We start from the raw sequence: 15,499 nt of genomic DNA on the forward strand, positions 1-15,499 counted from the left end.
ATACCGCGCGCCGTGATGGACAGCCTGACCGCCTTCGCCCAGTCCAAGCTCGATGCGCTCGAGGCGCGCAGCTTGAAGCGCACCCTGGTCCCGACCCGCCGGTTGGACGGGTTGTGGGTCGAAAGGAATGGACGGCGGCTGCTGTCGTTCTCGTGCAACGACTACCTGAACCTGTCGCATCATCCGGCCGTGAAGGCCGCGGCGCTGGCGGCGGTCGAGGAGCACGGGGTCGGATCGGGCGCCTCGCGGCTGGTGACCGGCGACAACCCGATCTTCGGCGAGCTCGAGGCGCGGCTGGCGGCGCTCAAGGGCGCAGAGGCCGCCTGCGTGTTCGGCTCGGGTTACCTGGCCAATTCGGGGATCATTCCGACCGTCGTCGGCGAGGGCGACCTGATCCTGATCGATGACCTGGCCCACGCCTGCATCTGGTCGGGCTCGCAGCTGTCGCGGGCGAAGATCGTACCGTTCGCCCACAACGACGTCGCCGATCTGGCGGCGAAGCTGGCCGCCTATCGCGGCGAGGCGGACCGCGCGCTGATCGCCACCGACGGGGTGTTCTCGATGGACGGCGACGTCGCGCCGCTGGACGAGATCAGCGCCCTGGCCCAGGCGAACGACGCCTGGCTGCTGGTCGACGACGCGCACGGGCTGGGCGTGGTCGGCGAGGGACGCGGGACAGCGGCGATGTTCCCCACCGCCAAGGTCGACCTGGCGATGGGCACCTTCTCCAAGGCGCTGGGCGGTTATGGCGCCTATGTCTGCGCCAGCGCCCCGGTGATCGACTTCATCAAGACCCGCACACGCACGGTGGTCTACACGACCGGCCTGCCGCCGGCGAACGCGGCCGCGGCGCTGGCGGCGCTGGACGTGATCGCTGCGGAGCCGCAGCGGGTGGCCGCGGTGCTGGCCAAGGCGCGGCGCTTTACGCGAGCGCTGAACCTGCCGCTGGCGACCAGCGCGGTGGTGCCGATCGTGCTGGGCGAGGCGGGCCGCACCCTGGCGGCGGCGCAGGCGCTGGAGGCGCAGGGCTTCCTGGTGGTGGCGATCCGCCCGCCGACCGTGCCGGCCGGTACGGCGCGGCTGCGGGTGGCGTTCACCGCCGGACATCCGGATGAAGAGATCGATCGCCTGGCGGCGGCGGTGCGCCCGCTGATGGAGGAGGCCTGATGCGCCAGCTGTTCGTCACCGGCGCCCATACCGACGTCGGCAAGACCTATGTCGCCTGCGCCATGCTGCGCGCGGCCCGCGCCAAGGGCCTGAGCGTCGCGGCGCTGAAGCCGGCGGTGAGCGGGATAGACGAGGCCGACTGGGCGCAGAGCGATCCGGGACGGCTGCTGGCGGCGATGGGCCGGCCGCTGACCCTGGCCGAGCTGGACGCCATCGCGCCGCTGCGCTTCACCGCCCCGCTGTCGCCGCCGATGGCCGCGCGGCGCGAGGGCGTGGACCTGCGGATCTCGACCCTGACCGACTTCTGCCGGGCCGGACTGGCGGCCAGCGCCGCGGACCTGATGCTGGTCGAGGGCGCCGGCGGGGTGATGTCGCCGATGGCCGAGGACGGCACCGGCCTCGACCTGATGGCGACGCTCGGCCTGCCCAGCGTGGTGGTCGGCGGATCGTATCTTGGCGCGATCAGCCATACCCTGACGGCGATCGAGACCCTGCGTGCGCGCGGCCTGCCGATCGCCGCGGTGGTGGTCAGCCAGAGCGGCGAGCCGGACGCGCCGGACTTCGCCCAGACGGTGGACAGCGTGGCCGCCTTCGCCGGCGAGGTGAGGATCATCGCCGCCGCGCGGGGCGAGGAGCTCTGGGCGCGCGAGCTGGTCTGAGGCCGCGCCCCGCCTGAGGCGTTCTGCTGCGCGGGGAGCGGATGGGCGCTAGTCGTTGGCCTCATTGCGCTGGCGCTGGGCGTAGGCGAGCACGCCCATGCCTACCAGCGCCGAGAGGATCGAACCGGCGATGACGCCCATGCGCACCTCGGTCTGGGCCAGGGTGTCGTTGGGGTCGAAGGCCAGGCCGCCGATGAACAGACTCATGGTGAAGCCGACGCCGCAGAGCAGCGAGACGCCGTAGAGCTCCAGCCACTTGGCGCCGGTGGGGCGGCGGGCCAGCTTCAGACCGATCACCGCCGCCGAGAAGCCGAAGACGCCGATCTGCTTGCCGACGAACAGGCCCATGGCGATGCCGAGCGGCACCGGGTTGGCCAGGGTCGAGAGCGACAGACCCTGGAACGAGAAGCCGGCCGCGGCGAAGGCGAACAGCGGCAGGATCAGGTAGGCGACATAGGGGTGCAGGCTCTCCATGAAGTGCTTCAGCGGCCCCTCATGGCCCGGCTTGCGCGGGTCGATCGGCACGGTCATGGCCGCGGCGACCCCAGCCAGCGAGGTGTTCACCCCACTCTTCAGGCAGAAGGCCCAGGCAAGCGCGAAACAGGCCGCGTAGAACAGGTAGGGCGCCGATTTCCACTTCGACATCAGCGCCATCAGGGCGATGGAGGCGGCCGCCCCGCCCAGGGCGTACATGTTGACCTCGGAGGTGAAGAGAATGGCGATCAGCGCCACCGCGCCGAGGTCGTCGGCGATGGCCAGGGTCAGCAGGAAGATCCGCAGCGAGGACGGCAGCCGCGGCCCGGCCACGGCCAGCGCCGCCAGGGCGAAGGCGATGTCGGTGGCGGTTGGGGTCGGCCAGCCCTGCGGGGCGCCCCCCTGGCCGAGGTTGAGCATCAGATAGACCCCGGCCGGGGCGATCATGCCGCCGAGCGCGGCCAGCACCGGCAGGGCCAGGCGGCGGGGATTAGATAGCTCGCCGCGCAGGATCTCGTGTTTGATCTCAAGCCCGACGACGAAGAAGAAGATCGCCATCAAGCCTTCCTTGATCCATCGGTAGACCGGCTTGGCCTCGTGGAAGGCCCCGATCTGGATGGTGATCTCGTGCTTGATGAAGGCGAAGTAGTGATCGGCCCAGGGCGAGTTGGCCAACGCCACGGCCAGCAGCGCGGCGGTGGTCAAGATCACGCCTGAAGCCGTTTCGGTCTTCAGGAAGTCCAGGGTCAGTCGTCTCGCCATGGCTCCGGTTACCATGCGGGCGCCGCGTGAAATACCTCAATCGGTCGTTGCTGGCGTCGATGTGATCGCGCATCTGATGGACATGCCCGTCTCGCCCGCCTATCGCCCCGATCCGCATGTCCAGGACCTCGGACCGGTGTTCTTCGATCCGGTGGCGGCGGCCGATTTCCCGATGACTTTCCTGCGCTTCCGCAATGACCGGGCCGCGGCCAGCGTGGGACTCGACGCGCTGAGCGACGACGAATGGGTGGCGCACTTCGGCCGTTTCGAGCCGCTGCCGGGGCAGCTGAGCGCCCCTCTGGCCATGCGCTATCACGGCCACCAGTTCCGTGTTTACAACCCCGACCTTGGCGACGGCCGCGGCTTCACCTTCGCCCAGATGCGCGAGGTCGGGACCGGGCGGCTTCTGGAGCTGGGGACCAAGGGTTCAGGGACGACGCCCTGGTCGCGGGCCGGCGACGGACGGCTGACCCTGAAGGGCGGGGTGCGCGAGGTGCTGGCCACGGCGATGCTCGAGGCGCTGGGCGTGCCGACCTCGCGCTCGTTCTCGCTGATTGAGACCGGCGAACAGCTGATGCGCGGCGACGAGCCGAGCCCGACCCGATCCTCGGTGCTGGTGCGGCTCTCGCACAGCCACGTCCGGTTCGGGACCTTCCAGCGCCAGGCCTATCTGCAGGACGCGGCCGCCACTACGCGTCTGGTCGAGCATGTGGTCGAGCTCTACTACCCAGAGCTGGGGAACGCTCCGGACAAGGGTGCGGCGCTGCTGGAAGCCGTGGCCGGACGCGCGGCGCGGCTGACTGCGCGCTGGATGGCCGCCGGGTTCGTGCACGGGGTGCTGAATACCGACAACATGAACATCACCGGCGAGAGCTTCGACTACGGCCCCTACCGGTTCCTGCCGCACAACGACCCGAACTTCACGGCCGCCTATTTCGACACCGCCGGGCTGTACAGCTTCGGCCGCCAGCCCGAGGCGGTGTTCTGGAACCTGCAGCAGCTGGCCGGGTGCCTGGCGCAGGTCAGTCCCGACGAGCCGCTGATCGCGGCGCTGAACGGATTTGGGCCGCGCTATCGCCGGGAGTTGGCCGGGGCGCTGCTGAACCGCCTGGGGCTGCAGCGCGGCGAGGCGGCCAGGGAGGTGGCTTTCGCCAACGCCACGTTCCGCGCCATCGCCCAGGGCGGCGAGCGCCTGCGCTGGGAGCCGTTCTTCTTCGACTGGTTCTGCGGCGACGAGGCCCGGGCGCTGGCGAGCGCGCGCGGCGACATCTACGGCGGGGAGGACTTCGCCGAGTTCCGCGAACTGCTGAAGGGCTTTGCGCCCGAGCGGCCCGAGCGGCTGGCCGATCCGTACTTCGCAAGTCCTGAGCCGCAGGAACTGCTGATCGATGAGATCGAGGCGATCTGGGCGGATATCGCCGAGCGGGACGATTGGAGCGCGTTCCACGCCAAGCTGGCGGCGATCGAGGCGGCGCGGACCGCCTGGGCGCTGAGCTAGGCGCTGGGAACCATCGCCGCCGCGCCGGGTTGCCCCTGCCTCAGCAGGAGGAGTGTTCGTCATGCCTCGCGGAGACAAGTCGAAATACACCGACAAGCAGGAACGCAAGGCCGACCATATCGCGCAAGGCTACGAAGCCAGGGGCGTGCCCGAGAAGGAGGCCGAGCGCCGGGCCTGGGCGACGGTCAACAAGGACGACGGCGGCGGCAAGGCGCCGGGCGGTTCGGGCCGCGGCAAGCACACCGGCCATCCGGCGGCGCACAAGGGCGGTCGGAAGGGCGGGGCGGCTTCAGCCGGTCGCACAGCCGCCGAGCGCTCGGCGTCGGCCAAGAAGGCCGCGGCGACCCGCAAGCGCAACGCCGAGCATCACGCGGCGCATTGAGGACTAGAGGATCGTCAGATCCACTTGCGAAGATTGGGCCTCGACCGCGTCGAGCCGCGCGGGATCGGCGAGCAGGGCGCGCAAGGCGAAGCGGGCGCTCGCCCTGGCCTGCGCCTGAGGGGAGGCCGGCAGCGTGGCCAGGACGCTGGTCTCGCTCATCTGCAGCATCTGTTCAGCGGCCAGGTCGGGCAGGTCGCACTGCAGCGCCCCGCTCGCCAGTCCCGCCTCGATCAGCCGCCGATAGTGAGCGACCAGCGCCGCGCGCGCCTGCTGCGCCGGCCCAAACTGCGGCTTTTGCAGTTCCGGCAGGTAGAAGATCGCCGGCAACGTCCGGTCTACCGAAGCGACGAGAGCTGCTTCCTCAAACAGGCTCTTGAACAGCGCGACTTCGGGCGGGAGGGCCAGGGCCGCCAGACGCGCGTAGAAATCGAGCGAAGGGGCGGCGAGATAGACCACCAGTTCGTTCAGCAGCGCGTCCTTGTTGGGGAACAGATTGAACAACGAGGCCGGCGCCGCGCCCAGCGCCTGGGCGATCATGCGGATGCTGGCGCCGGTGTAGCCCTCGGCGCTGATGAGCCGCGCGGCGGCCAGGAGCGCCTCGTCGCGGGTCAGGTGGGGCCGCCCGTCGCCGCGCGGGCGGCCGACGGGGCGACGGGCGGGCGTCGGCGTCATGGAAATCCCATACTCCCGACGGCGTAATCCGTCCAATTTAAAACGATCGATCAAAATAATTGACTCCCGGTCCTTCGGCGACGTATCGAGCGACAACGCCAAGGGAGGCGACGAGATGGAAGCGAGCCTATTGCCCGGCCTCAGCGCCGAGGAGATCGCGCGGTCGCGGCGGCAGCTGGAAGACGCCTGGACGCTGCCTGCCGCCGCCTATGTGCGTCAGGATATCCATGCGCTGGAGACCGAGCGGATCCTGCGGCGCAGCTGGACGCCGCTGGCGCGTGTGGACCAGGTCCCTGAGCCCGGCGACTTCATCGCCATGGACCTGGCCGGCCAGCCGGTGCTGTTGGTGCACGGCTTGGACGGGACGTTCCGGGTGATGGCCAATGTCTGCCGTCACCGGGCCGCGCCAGTCGCGCAGGGGACGGGGCGGCGAAAGCTGTTCACCTGCCCCTATCACGCCTGGAGCTACGACACCGAAGGACGGCTGGCGGCCGCGCCGCTGATGGAGGGGGCGAGGGATTTCCCCTCCGACGACTGCCGCCTCACCCAGTTCCGCAGCGAGGTGTGGGAAGGCTTCGTGATGGCCAATCTCGACCCGCAGGCGCCCCCCTTCGCGCCGCAGGTCGAGAGCCTGCGCCGCTACTTCGAGGCGTTCGGCGTCGGCGACATGGTGGTCGCGCGAACCCTCACCTACGACAGCGGTTGGAACTGGAAGGTTCTCGTCGAGAATTTCATGGAGGCCTACCACCACCTGGCCGCCCACGCGCAGACCCTGGAACCGGGGTTTCATGCCCGGGATTCCTCGGTTCCCGACAATGACGGGCCCTGGTCAATCCTGCACATGCCGGCAGCGGCGCCCGATCCCGGCCGTCCGCGGCTGGTCCAGGGCCTGCCGGACTGGCAGGCCGGGGCGCTGTTCGCGGCGGTGGCGTTCCCGCACTTCATGTTCGCGCTGCATGGCGACGGCATGGCCTGGTACCAGGTCCTGCCCACTGCGGGCGACCGCTTCGTGCTGAAGATCCACGTCTGCGTTCCGCGCCATGTGCTCGAGATGGAGGGGGCTGACGACGTGCTGGCGCATCTGGAGCAGGCGACGGCGGCGATCCATGCTGAGGACATCGTCGTCAACGACCTCGTCTGGCGCGGCCTGAACGCACCGGCGAGCGGCCAGGGGCGACTCTCGCCGCTGGAGCGGTCGATCTGGCAGATGAACCAGTGGTGGCTGGCCCGGATGGGCGCCTAGGCGCGTCGGCGCGAGGCGGCCTGGGACAGGACCACGCCGAAGAGGGCGATGGCGCCGCCCAGCGCCTGCAGCGGACCGAGCGCTTCGGAGAACAGCAGCCAGCCGAGCAGGGCGGCGACCACCGGCTGGATCAGCACCACCACCGAGGCGGTGGCGGCCGGCAGCCGGCCGAGCGCCCAGGCGATCGAGCCCTGGCCAGCGACGTGCATGACCCCCAGGCCGAGGACTGCGCCCCAGCCGCCGAGCGTCAGCGGCAGGACGTTCTCGCCCATCAGGACGGCGGCGACCAGCAGCAGCGGGGCGCTGGCGGCGCTGGACCAGAACATCACCCGCGCAGCCCCGACGCTGCGGCGGGCGGCGCTGATGGCCAGGAAGTATAGCGCGTACCAGAGCGCCGTGGTCAGGGCCAAGGTGTCGCCCAGCGGCGGGTTGGCGCCGGGCGCGTGGGCGCCACGTCCGACGGCCATCAGCCAGGCGCCGGCGACGGCCAGGGTCACGGCGGCGACGAACAGCTTGGCCGGCCGCTGCTTGAGGAAGATCCAGGCCGCGGCGGTGACCACCACTGGCGTCAGGTTGGTCAGCACCGTGGCGTTGGCCACCGAGGTGAAGTGGATGCTGTAGTGCCAGAAGCCGAGGTCGCAGGCGAAGGCCAGGCCCGCCAGCAGGGCGAAGCGGTTGGGGCGTCCGACCCCGCCGTCGGTGCGCAGCGCCATCAGGCCGAGCAGCGGCATGGCGAAGGCCACGCGCCAGAAGCCGACCGCGGCCGGGCCGGCGTCGGCCAGCCGCACCAGGATCGGCGCCAGGCCGATGATCGCCGCGCCGGCGACCAGCACCGCCAGCGCCTGGGCCTGGCCGCGGTCGCGCGAGGCCGTCATCTCAGTCAAATCCCATCTCCGCTCGCAGCTCGCCGGGGCTCACGCCGCGGGCGCGCAGGTCGCGCAGCGTCTCGGCGTGGTCGCGCTTGGCGAAACGCTTTCCATCGGGACCGGTCAACAGGCGATGATGGCGATAGATGGGCGTCGGCAGGTCGAGCAAGGCCTGCAGCAGCCGCTGGACGTGCGCGGCCTCGAACAGATCCTGTCCGCGGATCACGTGGGTGACGCCCTGCAGCGCGTCGTCGACCACGACGGCCAGATGGTAGGCGACCCCGACGTCCTTGCGCGCCAGCACGACGTCGCCGCCCGCCAGGCCCGGGTCGATGGCGACGGTCCCATGCTCGCCGCCGGGGCCTTCGCCTTCCTCGACGAAACTCAGCGGGCGGCCGGCGAGGGCCTGCTCGGCGGCGTCGAGCGAGAGCCGCCAGGCGAAGGGGCTGCCGGCGGCCAGGCGCTCGGTTTCCTCAAGGGGCGGCAGCGGCCCGCCGCGGAAGGTCTCGGCCCGCCCGTGCGGGGCGCTGGCGGCGGCCTGGGCCAGTTCCTTGCGGGTGCGGAAGCAGCGATAGGTCAGGTGGTCGGCGGTGAGCGCGGCGAGGGCGGCTTGATAGTCGTCGAGATGCTCGGACTGGCGGCGGACCGGGGATTCCCAGGCGATGCCGAGCCAGTCGAGGTCCTCGTAGATGGCGTCCTCGAACTCGCGCCGGCTGCGGGTGACGTCGATGTCCTCGATGCGCAGGATGAAGCGCCCGCCCACGGCGCGAGCGGCCTCGAACGCGGTCAGGGCCGAAAAGGCGTGGCCACGATGCAGGTAGCCGGTCGGCGAGGGGGCGAAGCGGGTGACGAACACCCGATCAGCTTTATCCCTGGTGGGTCTTGCCGAAAATGCCCATGTGCTCGAACACGCCGCGCAGGAAGGCGTCGTCGCCGCCCAGCGACTCCTTCAGATGGTCGAACTGCCGGAAGGAAAACATCTCGGCCAGGCCGTGAGCCGCGCTCCAGGCCGCGGTCGTGGCCAGCTCGAGTTCCTGTTCGTCCATCGGGCCGGCGCCGGCCTCGATCAGGGTGTCGCGCACCTGACAGTAGGCGCTGTCGTTCTGCGCGTGGACGTGCTCGGGCAGGCTGTCCTTGTCGCGCGAGCAGTCGTACATCACCCGATAGAGGGCGGGGTTGTCGCGGGCGAAGCGGACATAGGCGACGCCAAGCGAGGTGAGCTTGTCGCGCACCGAGGTCTGGCTGGCGCGGGCCTGGGTCATCTGATCGTTGAGCAGGTCCCACCCCTCGTGGGCGACGGCCTCGAGCAGATCGCTCTTGTCCTTGAAGTGGTGGTAGGGCGCGGCCGGGCTGACCCCGGCTTCGCGCGCCACGGCCCGCAGCGACAGCGCCGTCGGCCCCTCGGACTCCAGCAGCCGCTGGGCCGCGTCGATCAGCGCGCGGCGCAGGTCGCCATGGTGGTAAGGGCGATTGTCGGCGGCTGCAGCTTCTCTCATAGCGGTCACTCTAAAACTGAATCTGGACGCCGTAAAGATCATCTTGACGACGTTCAGATCGCTGTTATCTTAGCGGTGTTCAAATTACAAAGCCCTCGCTCCCCCGAGGGTGCCAACTTGGAAGGTGTGTGTGATGTCTCTCGCTCGTTTCCATCGTTTCGAACGTCTCTTCGACCGTATTGCGCCGGTCGTGCTGATCGCCCTGAGCGTCAGCCTTGCGGGCGCTACGCTCGCTGTCGGCGCGTAAACGGCCGATCTTCCAGTCAGTGTCGAAAGGGGGCCGGCTTCGGCCCCCTTTTTGTTGCGCGATCCTCTAAGGGCAGGGCCTTATCCAGTCTCGGGGAGGGGCGGATGTCTCGCGATCTACTTGGCGACATGTTCGGCGCGCTGGCGACTGATCGCCAGGAGGCGGCGCGCGTGGCGTTGCGACAGGTGGCCGGTCGGCGGTCGATTTCCAGCCTCTCGTCGGTATCGGGCGGTGCGTCGGGCGCAGCGATATTCCGCGCCGAGATCGAGGGGCGGAGCTATCTGCTGCGGGTGGAGGGCCCCGAGCTTCCGGGCTTGCCGCGCAATCCACATCGGCACGAATGCGCGCGGCTGGCCGCCGAGGCCGGGATCGCCCCGGCCATTCGCCATCTCGACGAGACGTCGGGGGTCATGGTGACCGACTTCGTCGAAGCGCAGCCATTGGAGGCGTTTCCAGGAGGAGAGCTGGCGCTGGCGCGGGCGCTCGGCGAGCTTGTCCATCGGGTCCAGTCCGGCCCCGCGTTCCCGCCGCTGGTCGACTATCTGGAGTTGATGGAACGACGGCTGGCAGGTCTTGTAACCTCTGGGCGGTTCGTCGCCGGGGCTCTGGACCCCCATGGTGAGCGTCTCGCGGCCATCCGGCTGGCGCGGCAGGAAGAGCCGCCGTCGCTGGCGCCGAGCCACAACGACCCCAATCGCGGCAACATCCTGTTCGACGGTCAGAGACTCTGGCTGATCGACTGGGAGTCCGCCTACCGCAACGACCCTTTCGTAGACGTCGCGATCATGCTCGACAGCCTGGCGAGCGGCCCCGCGTTCGAGGCCGGCCTGCTGGAGGCCTGGCTCGGCCGGGCCCCGAACGCGACCGATCGGCGGCGTCTGGAACTGGCCCGTTCGCTCGCGCGACTCTACATGGCCTGCTTCCTGCTCGACATCGGACCGCCGGCGGCTGCGGCCGCCGCCATCGACGCGCTGGATCCGGCCGACGTGCTAGGGGCGATCATCGCCGGCAGGCTGGCCCCGGGCACGCCCGAGACGGCGCAGGCTCTGGGGCGGATCTATCTGAGCGGCTTCCTGACTGGCGCGGCCGTGCCGGGTCTGGCCGCGGCCGTCTCCGCCGCCATGGGACTGCCGAAGGCGAGCTGGGACCCGCCTGCATAGTTCCATGCATTTCTGAATAGCTTACATTGTAAAATGTATCTGTACATCGTTCAGATGTGGGCCTATCTAAACATCGTCCAGATGGACCTGGGCCGGCGCCGCCGCCCCGGATCAACCAAGGGAGTGCAGATCATGACCATCCTCAGCCAACTCGGCCGCATCTTCGACGCCAGCGTCAGCGTCGTCTTCATCGCCATCAGCCTGGGCTTGGCCGGCGCCACCGCCGTAGTTGGCGCCTGATGCTTGGGCAGCGCGCCCCGTCCGCCCGGACCTGCGCCTCCGGACGGGGCCGCCGAGCTTCATTTCATGGAGCTGTCTCAAAAACCGGCCTATAATTCCCTGGCTACGGGAATTCCCCCAGTGGGCGATTCGCCGAGCGCTCGGATCGCGAAAGGGGGCCTGTCTTCAGTCTCTACGCGTACGACATAGGGGGGACCGCCCCCGCCCGGAGGGCCGACCATGCAGGTGCTTAACCACCCGCCGTCCGGCTGGCCCTGCCTTGTGCTGAATGCGGACTTCCGTCCCCTCAGCTACTATCCGCTGTCCCTCTGGCCGTGGCAGGAGGTGATCAAGGCGGTGTTCCTCGATCGCGTCGACGTCGTCTCGACCTACGATCAGGAAGTCCACTCTCCATCCTTCGCGATGAAGCTGCCCAGCGTGGTGTCGCTCAAGCACTACGTGCCGCAGGATCGGCCGCCGGCCTTCACCCGCTTCAACCTGTTCCTGCGCGATGCCTTCAGCTGCCAGTATTGCACGGCCGGCGAGGAGCTGACCTTCGACCACGTGGTGCCGCGCTCGCGCGGCGGGCGCACGACCTGGGAAAACATCGTCACGGCCTGCGCGCGCTGCAACCTGATGAAGGGCGGGCGCACCCCGCACGAGGCGCACATGCACCCGTTCAATGCGCCGCGCCGCCCGAGCGCTCACGAGCTGCAGGAGCGCGGCCGCAGGTTCCCGCCGCATCACCTGCACAAGAGCTGGCTCGACTACCTCTACTGGGACATCGAGCTGGAGGCCTAGATCAGCATCGAGTTCGGCGGCAGGCCGATCAGGCTGCGGCCGTGCAGCTCATTGGCGGTGTCGACGTCGAAGACGACGTGGCTCGACAGCACGTTGAGGTCGCGCACCGACCGCTGGAACGGCTGGTCAAGCATCTGGGCGCTGGAGCCGGCGGATTCGCCGAGCAGCGCGACCGCCTCGCGGCAGACCGAGACGGCGTAGGCGATCAGGGCGCGGGTGCGCACTCGTTCGGCCACCTGTTCATCGCCCCCCAGCGCGCCGGCCGCGACGTTGTCGCGACCGGCCTGGCGGATGATCCCCTCGGCGGCGTCGATCATGGCGCTGGCCCGGCCGAGCCGCATCTGGGCGGCGGGCTTGTCGCCCTGGTTGGAAAGGCCGCCCATTCGCACGTGGCCGGCCAGTCGTTCGCGATAGGCGCCGAGCGCGCAGCGCGCCGCCCCCACCGCCGAGATCGCCGCCGTCATCGCCAGGAACGGCAGCATCGGCATGCTGTAGATCGGGTTCGCATAGCCGCGGGAGCCGGGCCCGCGGCCGGCGGCGATCAGATCGAAGCGCGCGGTGCGCGCCTCCGGCACGAAAAGGTTCTGGACGACGATGTCGTTGCTGCCGGTGCCGACCATGCCGGCGACGCGCCAGGTGTCGAGCACGCGGGCGTCCCCGGCCGGCAGCAGGCAGCTCAGCAATCGCGGCGGCCCCTCGTCGCCGGTCAGCAGCGCGCTGCCGACGATCCAGTCGGCGTGCATGACGCCGGTGCCCCATTTCCAGTGCGCGGTGACCTTGTAGCCGCCGGGGACGCGCACGGCCTGGCCGGGCGGGGCGCTGACCACCGGGGCGACGACATAGGGATAGTCGCCGCCGAACAGGGCCTGTTGGGTCTCCTGCGGGAAGTGGGCCAGGAACCAGTTGTGCTCGGCGCAGAACGAGGCGGCCCAGCCGGTCGAGGGGCAGGCCTCGGCGATCGGCAGGCTGATGTCGATGAACTGGTCGGTGGTGACCTCCAGGCCGCCGAACGCCTTGGGGACGAACTGGTAGAAGTAGCCGGCCGCGCGCAGGGCGTTCCAGATCTCGTCGACCGGGCGGCGCAGGCGCTCGGCGTCCGGGGCGGCCGCCGCGATCCGCGGGGCCAGCGCCTTCATGCGCTGCACCAGCAGTTCGGGGGTCAGCTCGGCGAGGGCCTGCGCCGAGAGGAAGTCGCCGCCCGCCGGGATGCGGCGGTCGGCGAGCGGCGGGTCGATGCTGTCATAGCTCATGGCCGGCCTCAGGCGACCGGCGGGGCGGTGTAGGAGGCCATCTGGGTCAGCACCTCGTCGGGCGTGGCCAGCAGGCGCTCATAGACTTCCTTCGGATAGACCATGTGCGGCATGGCCGGGTCGTAGGGCGGCTGCGGCACCGGCGAGGGGCCGTCGTAGGCCGCCGGCGCCTTGAAGCGGGCAGCCTCGTCCGGAGAAATGCCGGCCTTGGCCAGCACCGCCGGGTCGATCCAGGCGGCCGGGTCGAGCGTCTTCTCCGAGGTCGCCACCTCCAGCGTCATCTGGTCGGGACCGGCGAAGTAGATCGACTTGCACATGCCGTGGTCGATCGGGCCGATGACGTTGACGCCCTTGCTGCGCATGCGGTCGCGCATGGCGATGAGATCGGCCTCGGTCTCCACGCCGAAGGCCAGGTGCTGCAAGGTTCCCGCCGCGCTGGGCAGGGCGCCGGAACCGGCGTGCGTGCGGCCCAGCTCGATCGGGATGTCGGCCACCGCCGGCAGCTGCACGATCGAGAAGTAGCAGTGGTCGTTCAGGCGCAGGAAGGCGTGCAGCCCGCCGGGAACGCCGTGCATGTCGAAGAGCGCCACCAGCGGACAGCCCATGACCTCGGAAAAGAAGGCGATGTGCTTCTTGATGTCCGCGGCCATGAAGGCGAGGTGGTGAATGCCGTTGGGTTGCTGGCTCACTGGGCTTCCTCCCGGGCTCTGCGGCCCTTTTCAGTCAGGAAGCCGCCGAGGACGGCCTCCAGGATCATCTCGTCGTGAATCTCGCGGGCGGCGGCGACGTCGCAGTCGAAGGTCGTGCGCATCATCGGCGCCAGGTTGATCACCCCGACCGCGGCGGTCTGCAGCGTCACCACGATCTGTTCGGGCGGGTAGGGGGCCAGGTCGCCGGCGGCGACCGCCTCGGCGGCGATGGCCGCCAGCCGGCGGTTGCGCGGGCCGAGCAGGTGGCGGTCGAGCCATTCCAGCCGCTCGCCCCCGGCCATGCCTTCCAGCGCCACGATCCGGCCGAGCGCCGGGTGCTTCCAGCTGATCTGCAGGAAGAGGCGCATGGCGACCCGAAGCTGGGTCAGGGGCGGGGCGTCGGCGGCGGCCTCGATCAGCCGCTCCTCCTCCTGGATCACCGCGCGCAGGCCGAGCATGGCGCTGCGCCAGAGGTGGGCCTTGTCCTCGAAATGATAGTGCAGCGCCGGCTGCGACACGCGCGCGGCCCTGGCGATGCCGCCCATCGTCACTCGCTCGAAGCCCAGCTGTGAGAACTGGTCCAGCGCGACCGCGCGGATGCGCGCGGCGGTAGCTTCGCCCTTGGTCGTCGCGGCCCATTCACCGTCGTGCGGCATGACGATTGACTCTGTAATCAGCTTTTCTGATTTTGTAGTCAGAAATTGAGGGCGCCACAAGCTGCGCCCCAGGGGAGGGACAGATGGCGGTCGTTCGTGAGCCCTACGGCTTCGTCCATGCGGACAAGAGCCGGCTGAAGGAGGTCTATGGCGGACCGACCGGCCAGGTGTTCGTCGAGTGCATGCGGGTGCGACCGGACGTCGGCGAGTCCAAGACCGTCATCCTGTTCAGCCATCCGGTCGGCGGCGGCTCGTTTCTGCCGCTGGTCTCGGCCCTGGCCCGCGCCGGGCGGCACGTCGTCTACTGCAACCCGCGCTATCGCGGGAACGACACGGCGCTGATCATGGAGAAGTGCGTCCTCGACCTGGGGGCCTGCATCGCCGATCTGAAGACCCGCTTCGGCTACGAGAAGGTGGTGCTGGGCGGCTGGTCCGGCGGCGGATCGCTGTCGCTGTTCTATCAGGACCAGGCGCAGACCCCGACCATCACCCATACGCCCGCGGGCGACGAGGTCGACATAGTCGGGGCCGGGCTGCAGGCCGCCGACGGCGTCCTGCTGCTGGCCGCGCACATCAGCCGCTCGGTGACCATGACCGAATGGCTCGACCCCTCGATCCTCGACGAGGCCCGGCCATTCGAGCGCGACGTGAGCCTCAACCTCTACGATCCGGCGTTCCCAGAAACCGCGCCCTATTCGCCCGAGTTCGTGCAACGGTTCCGGCAGGCGCAGATCGACCGCAACCGGCGGATCACCGCCTGGGCCAAGGCCCAGCTCGCCGAGCTGAAGGCGGCCGGCGATCCGGACGCCGAGCGCTGCTTCGTGGTGCAGGGCACGATGAGCGACGTGCGCTGGACCGACCCGACCCAGGACCCGTCCGACCGCCGGCCCTACGCCTGCTATCTCGGCGATCCGAAGATCGTGAACGACGGGCCGGTGGGGCTGGGCCGCTTCACCACCCTGCGCTCGTGGCTGTCCCAGTGGAGCTATGACGAGAGCCGGGCCAACGGGGTGGTCAATGCGGGGCGGATCTCCTGCCCGGTGCTGGTGGTCAACAACACCGCCGATCTGGCCTGCACGCCCAGCCATGCTCAGCGCCTGTTCGACGCCGTCGCCTCGGCCGACAAGAGCCTCGTACACATCGAGGGGGCCGACCACTACTACGCCGAGCGTCCGGACCTGCTGCCGCGCGCGACGGCGGCGATCGGCGAATGGCTCGACGCGCGAGGTTTTTGAGCCTGGGGCCGACCCTCGGAACG

The 15,499-nt window shown here is 69.8% G+C and carries 17 protein-coding genes; 9 read left to right on the forward strand and 8 right to left on the reverse strand.

The genetic code is table 11. From position 1 onward, the window contains the following. The first annotated feature begins 15 nt into the window (after positions 1 to 15). Positions 16 to 1,167, forward strand: coding sequence for an 8-amino-7-oxononanoate synthase (gene bioF, locus O4N75_RS05690; protein WP_269629331.1), 1,152 nt, complete (start codon positions 16 to 18; stop codon positions 1,165 to 1,167). Continuing rightward, complete coding sequence (bioD, locus tag O4N75_RS05695) at positions 1,167 to 1,826, forward strand: dethiobiotin synthase (RefSeq protein ID WP_269628387.1); 660 nt, start codon at positions 1,167 to 1,169, stop codon at positions 1,824 to 1,826. Before bioF ends, bioD begins: the two co-directional genes overlap by 1 nt. 48 nt (positions 1,827 to 1,874) lie before the next feature. Here the strand turns inward: bioD and nhaA are convergent, their stop codons facing one another. Continuing rightward, positions 1,875 to 3,062 (reverse strand): Na+/H+ antiporter NhaA, encoded by a 1,188-nt coding sequence (gene nhaA, locus O4N75_RS05700; protein WP_269628388.1) that lies wholly within the window; start codon positions 3,060 to 3,062, stop codon positions 1,875 to 1,877. An 82-nt stretch (positions 3,063 to 3,144) separates the two neighbouring features. On the opposite strand from nhaA, the gene O4N75_RS05705 reads away from it, so the two are divergent. Then, entirely contained in the window at positions 3,145 to 4,560 is a 1,416-nt protein-coding gene (locus tag O4N75_RS05705) for a protein adenylyltransferase SelO (RefSeq protein WP_269629332.1), read from the forward strand. Positions 4,561 to 4,621: 61 nt separating this feature from the next. Continuing rightward, the gene (locus O4N75_RS05710) at positions 4,622 to 4,942 is read left to right on the forward strand and encodes a plasmid stabilization protein (protein ID WP_269628389.1); all 321 of its coding nucleotides are present in this window, start codon (positions 4,622 to 4,624) and stop codon (positions 4,940 to 4,942) included. 3 nt (positions 4,943 to 4,945) lie between these two features. Here the strand turns inward: O4N75_RS05710 and O4N75_RS05715 are convergent, their stop codons facing one another. Beyond that, positions 4,946 to 5,716 carry a TetR/AcrR family transcriptional regulator gene (locus O4N75_RS05715; protein ID WP_269628390.1) on the reverse strand — a complete coding sequence of 257 codons (771 nt, stop codon included), beginning with the start codon at positions 5,714 to 5,716 and terminating at the stop codon, positions 4,946 to 4,948. Positions 5,717 to 5,729: 13 nt separating this feature from the next. Here O4N75_RS05715 and O4N75_RS05720 point away from each other — a divergent pair, with 13 nt between their 5' ends. Further along, positions 5,730 to 6,857, forward strand: coding sequence for an aromatic ring-hydroxylating dioxygenase subunit alpha (locus O4N75_RS05720; protein ID WP_269628391.1), 1,128 nt, complete (start codon positions 5,730 to 5,732; stop codon positions 6,855 to 6,857). Here O4N75_RS05720 and O4N75_RS05725 read toward each other — a convergent pair. From O4N75_RS05725 to O4N75_RS05735, 3 genes are read right to left on the reverse strand one after another with little or no spacing between them, the layout of a single operon-like run. Continuing rightward, complete coding sequence (locus tag O4N75_RS05725; RefSeq protein ID WP_269629333.1) at positions 6,854 to 7,732, reverse strand: EamA family transporter; 879 nt, start codon at positions 7,730 to 7,732, stop codon at positions 6,854 to 6,856. The two genes, O4N75_RS05720 and O4N75_RS05725, sit on opposite strands and share 4 nt — an antisense overlap. 1 nt (position 7,733) lies before the next feature. Further along, positions 7,734 to 8,579, reverse strand: a complete 846-nt coding sequence (gene gluQRS, locus O4N75_RS05730) for a tRNA glutamyl-Q(34) synthetase GluQRS (protein ID WP_269628392.1) — start codon at positions 8,577 to 8,579, stop codon at positions 7,734 to 7,736. Positions 8,580 to 8,589: 10 nt separating this feature from the next. Continuing rightward, a complete protein-coding gene (locus O4N75_RS05735; RefSeq protein ID WP_269628393.1) occupies positions 8,590 to 9,219 on the reverse strand; it encodes a TetR/AcrR family transcriptional regulator in 630 nt (209 codons plus the stop codon). A gap of 375 nt (positions 9,220 to 9,594) precedes the next feature. On the opposite strand from O4N75_RS05735, the gene O4N75_RS05740 reads away from it, so the two are divergent. The 3 genes from O4N75_RS05740 to O4N75_RS05750 all read left to right on the forward strand — a co-directional run bounded on the left by O4N75_RS05740 (position 9,595) and on the right by O4N75_RS05750 (position 11,646). Then, positions 9,595 to 10,626 (forward strand): choline kinase family protein, encoded by a 1,032-nt coding sequence (locus O4N75_RS05740; RefSeq protein ID WP_269628394.1) that lies wholly within the window; start codon positions 9,595 to 9,597, stop codon positions 10,624 to 10,626. A gap of 33 nt (positions 10,627 to 10,659) precedes the next feature. Next, positions 10,660 to 10,866 (forward strand): hypothetical protein, encoded by a 207-nt coding sequence (locus tag O4N75_RS05745; protein WP_269628395.1) that lies wholly within the window; start codon positions 10,660 to 10,662, stop codon positions 10,864 to 10,866. A 219-nt stretch (positions 10,867 to 11,085) separates the two neighbouring features. Continuing rightward, complete coding sequence (locus tag O4N75_RS05750; protein ID WP_269628396.1) at positions 11,086 to 11,646, forward strand: HNH endonuclease; 561 nt, start codon at positions 11,086 to 11,088, stop codon at positions 11,644 to 11,646. Here the strand turns inward: O4N75_RS05750 and O4N75_RS05755 are convergent. Genes O4N75_RS05755 through O4N75_RS05765 form a run of 3 tightly spaced genes read right to left on the reverse strand, consistent with a single transcriptional unit; the run spans position 11,643 to position 14,241 of the window. Beyond that, positions 11,643 to 12,896, reverse strand: coding sequence for a hypothetical protein (locus O4N75_RS05755; protein ID WP_269628397.1), 1,254 nt, complete (start codon positions 12,894 to 12,896; stop codon positions 11,643 to 11,645). The two genes, O4N75_RS05750 and O4N75_RS05755, sit on opposite strands and share 4 nt — an antisense overlap. Positions 12,897 to 12,904: 8 nt before the next feature. Next, positions 12,905 to 13,585, reverse strand: coding sequence for a VOC family protein (locus tag O4N75_RS05760; RefSeq protein ID WP_269628398.1), 681 nt, complete (start codon positions 13,583 to 13,585; stop codon positions 12,905 to 12,907). Further along, positions 13,582 to 14,241, reverse strand: coding sequence for a TetR/AcrR family transcriptional regulator (locus O4N75_RS05765; RefSeq protein ID WP_269628399.1), 660 nt, complete (start codon positions 14,239 to 14,241; stop codon positions 13,582 to 13,584). Before O4N75_RS05765 ends, O4N75_RS05760 begins: the two co-directional genes overlap by 4 nt. 83 nt (positions 14,242 to 14,324) lie before the next feature. Between O4N75_RS05765 and O4N75_RS05770 the strand changes: the two genes are divergently transcribed. Beyond that, a complete protein-coding gene (locus tag O4N75_RS05770) occupies positions 14,325 to 15,476 on the forward strand; it encodes an alpha/beta fold hydrolase (protein WP_269628400.1) in 1,152 nt (383 codons plus the stop codon). Positions 15,477 to 15,499 lie beyond the last annotated feature (23 nt).

The sequence above is a fragment of the Phenylobacterium sp. NIBR 498073 genome (assembly GCF_027286305.1).
Lineage (GTDB): Bacteria > Pseudomonadota > Alphaproteobacteria > Caulobacterales > Caulobacteraceae > Phenylobacterium.

What these genes read in the sequence shown, in the direction of transcription:
- O4N75_RS05725 (WP_269629333.1), bottom strand. Translation starts at nt 7,732, where the DNA reads ATGACGGCCTCGCGCGACCGCGGCCAGGCCCAGGCGCTGGCGGTGCTG.
- O4N75_RS05745 (WP_269628395.1), top strand. Translation starts at nt 10,660, where the DNA reads ATGTATCTGTACATCGTTCAGATGTGGGCCTATCTAAACATCGTCCAG.
- O4N75_RS05755 (WP_269628397.1), bottom strand. Translation starts at nt 12,896, where the DNA reads ATGAGCTATGACAGCATCGACCCGCCGCTCGCCGACCGCCGCATCCCG.
- O4N75_RS05720 (WP_269628391.1), top strand. Translation starts at nt 5,730, where the DNA reads ATGGAAGCGAGCCTATTGCCCGGCCTCAGCGCCGAGGAGATCGCGCGG.
- O4N75_RS05770 (WP_269628400.1), top strand. Translation starts at nt 14,325, where the DNA reads ATGGCGGTCGTTCGTGAGCCCTACGGCTTCGTCCATGCGGACAAGAGC.
- bioF (WP_269629331.1), top strand. Translation starts at nt 16, where the DNA reads ATGGACAGCCTGACCGCCTTCGCCCAGTCCAAGCTCGATGCGCTCGAG.
- O4N75_RS05705 (WP_269629332.1), top strand. Translation starts at nt 3,145, where the DNA reads ATGCCCGTCTCGCCCGCCTATCGCCCCGATCCGCATGTCCAGGACCTC.
- O4N75_RS05750 (WP_269628396.1), top strand. Translation starts at nt 11,086, where the DNA reads ATGCAGGTGCTTAACCACCCGCCGTCCGGCTGGCCCTGCCTTGTGCTG.
- O4N75_RS05765 (WP_269628399.1), bottom strand. Translation starts at nt 14,241, where the DNA reads ATGCCGCACGACGGTGAATGGGCCGCGACGACCAAGGGCGAAGCTACC.
- O4N75_RS05710 (WP_269628389.1), top strand. Translation starts at nt 4,622, where the DNA reads ATGCCTCGCGGAGACAAGTCGAAATACACCGACAAGCAGGAACGCAAG.
- O4N75_RS05735 (WP_269628393.1), bottom strand. Translation starts at nt 9,219, where the DNA reads ATGAGAGAAGCTGCAGCCGCCGACAATCGCCCTTACCACCATGGCGAC.
- nhaA (WP_269628388.1), bottom strand. Translation starts at nt 3,062, where the DNA reads ATGGCGAGACGACTGACCCTGGACTTCCTGAAGACCGAAACGGCTTCA.
- O4N75_RS05740 (WP_269628394.1), top strand. Translation starts at nt 9,595, where the DNA reads ATGTTCGGCGCGCTGGCGACTGATCGCCAGGAGGCGGCGCGCGTGGCG.
- bioD (WP_269628387.1), top strand. Translation starts at nt 1,167, where the DNA reads ATGCGCCAGCTGTTCGTCACCGGCGCCCATACCGACGTCGGCAAGACC.